We start from the raw sequence: 1757 nt of genomic DNA, 5'->3' as shown, positions 1-1757 counted from the left end.
GCCCCGACCCCAGGCAGGGGTCGGGGCTCCCGGTCACGAACTCTGTTGTTACCAGCCGCGGTTGGCGTACCGCTCGGTCTCGGGCAGGGTGTCGCAGTTGATGCCGACCATGGCCTCGCCCAGGTTGCGGGAGGCGTCCGCGATGATCTTCGGGTCGTCGTAGAAGGTGGTGGCCTTCACGATGGCGGCGGCGCGCTTGGCCGGGTCGCCCGACTTGAAGATGCCGGAGCCCACGAACACGCCCTCCGCGCCCAGCTGGCGCATCAGCGCCGCGTCGGCCGGGGTGGCCACGCCACCGGCGGAGAACAGCACGACCGGCAGCTTGCCCAGCTCGGCGACCTCGGCGACCAGCTCGTACGGGGCACGCAGCTCCTTGGCGGCGGCGTACAGCTCGTTGTTGTCCAGGCCGCGCAGGCGGGAGATCTCACCCTTGATCTGACGCAGGTGGCGGACGGCCTCGACCACGTTGCCGGTGCCGGCCTCGCCCTTGGAGCGGATCATGGCCGCGCCCTCGGCGATGCGGCGCAGGGCCTCGCCCAGGTTGGTGGCGCCGCAGACGAAGGGGGTGGTGAACGCCCACTTGTCGGAGTGGTTGACCTCGTCGGCCGGGGTGAGCACCTCGGACTCGTCGATGTAGTCGACGCCGAGCGCCTGCAGCACCTGGGCCTCGACGAAGTGGCCGATCCGGGACTTGGCCATGACCGGGATCGACACCGCGTTGATGATGCCCTCGATCATGTCCGGGTCGGACATCCGGGCCACGCCGCCGTCCTTGCGGATGTCGGCCGGCACTCGCTCCAGCGCCATGACGGCCACGGCACCGGCGTCCTCGGCGATCTTCGCCTGCTCGGGGGTGACCACGTCCATGATCACACCACCCTTGAGCTGCTCGGCCATGCCACGCTTCACGCGGGCGGTCCCGACGGCGGGCTGGTCGGAGGTGGCGGGGGTGTTGGTGGACACGAATGACCTCACTGGATTCGCGGAGTTTTGTGGTGCGATAAGGCCATCGTAGGCCCGTATTGACCTTAGCCGATGCTCCACGCTGTCCAGTTGTGGGGCTCGCTCCCTGACACTCCGTAGCCGCTCAGGCGGCGTTCCGTTCGAGCACGCGCGGGGGCTCGTCGTCCATCTCGAACGCGAGCGGGAAGGGCGCGTGCCCGGCGAGCCGGAACAGCCGGACGATGCGGTGGCGGCGGACGGCGCGGGCCGCGCGCACGGAGTCGTTGTGGAAACGGCGCGCCATCGGCACCCGGCGGGCGGCTTCGGACAGATCGGCCAGCGCTTCGTCCCCGCCGGGGGCTTCCTGAAGCGCCGTCAGCTGCTCCGGCTCGGCGAAGACGGCCCGAAGGGCCTGGGAGAGTTCGCTCTCCGCGACCTCGCGATCCTCTGCGGGAGCGGTGCGGGCCGCGTGCGCGGCCTGGTAGAGCACGATGCTGGACGCCGGGTCGAGCAGGGTGGACGTCGCCAACTCCTGTGCGGCGGACGCCCTGCGGAGCAGTTGCGCGTCGAGCGCGGCGCGGGCCGCGTCGATGCGGGCGTGCAGCCGGTCGAGCCGGCCTGCGGTCCAACTGAGGTAGAGCCCGAACGCGACGACGACCACGACGACCCAGATCCACGTACTCACGGGTCGTCACCCTATCCACAAGGGAACCCTCGCAGGGGCGCGAGGATCCCCACCCTTCGGGCGGGAGGTGCGCCCAGCGCCCCTGGGAGGTGCGACTAGATGATCGATTCCAAGGGATCCCTGCGGGCAT

The 1757-nt window shown here is 70.5% G+C and carries 2 protein-coding genes; both read right to left on the bottom strand.

Translation table 11 applies throughout. From position 1 onward, the window contains the following. Positions 1 to 48: 48 nt before the first annotated feature. Positions 49 to 963 (bottom strand): pyridoxal 5'-phosphate synthase lyase subunit PdxS, encoded by a 915-nt coding sequence (pdxS, locus tag ACFP3V_RS28145; RefSeq protein WP_380589350.1) that lies wholly within the window; start codon positions 961 to 963, stop codon positions 49 to 51. Between the two features lie 124 nt (positions 964 to 1087). Beyond that, on the bottom strand, positions 1088 to 1627 hold the full coding sequence (locus ACFP3V_RS28140; RefSeq protein ID WP_380589347.1) for a hypothetical protein: 540 nt from the start codon (positions 1625 to 1627) through the stop codon (positions 1088 to 1090). Positions 1628 to 1757: the final 130 nt, after the last annotated feature.

Origin of the sequence: Streptacidiphilus monticola, assembly GCF_042658505.1 — a bacterium.
Taxonomy (GTDB): domain Bacteria; phylum Actinomycetota; class Actinomycetes; order Streptomycetales; family Streptomycetaceae; genus Streptacidiphilus; species Streptacidiphilus monticola.
This window is presented reverse-complemented; position numbering and strand designations above follow the sequence as displayed.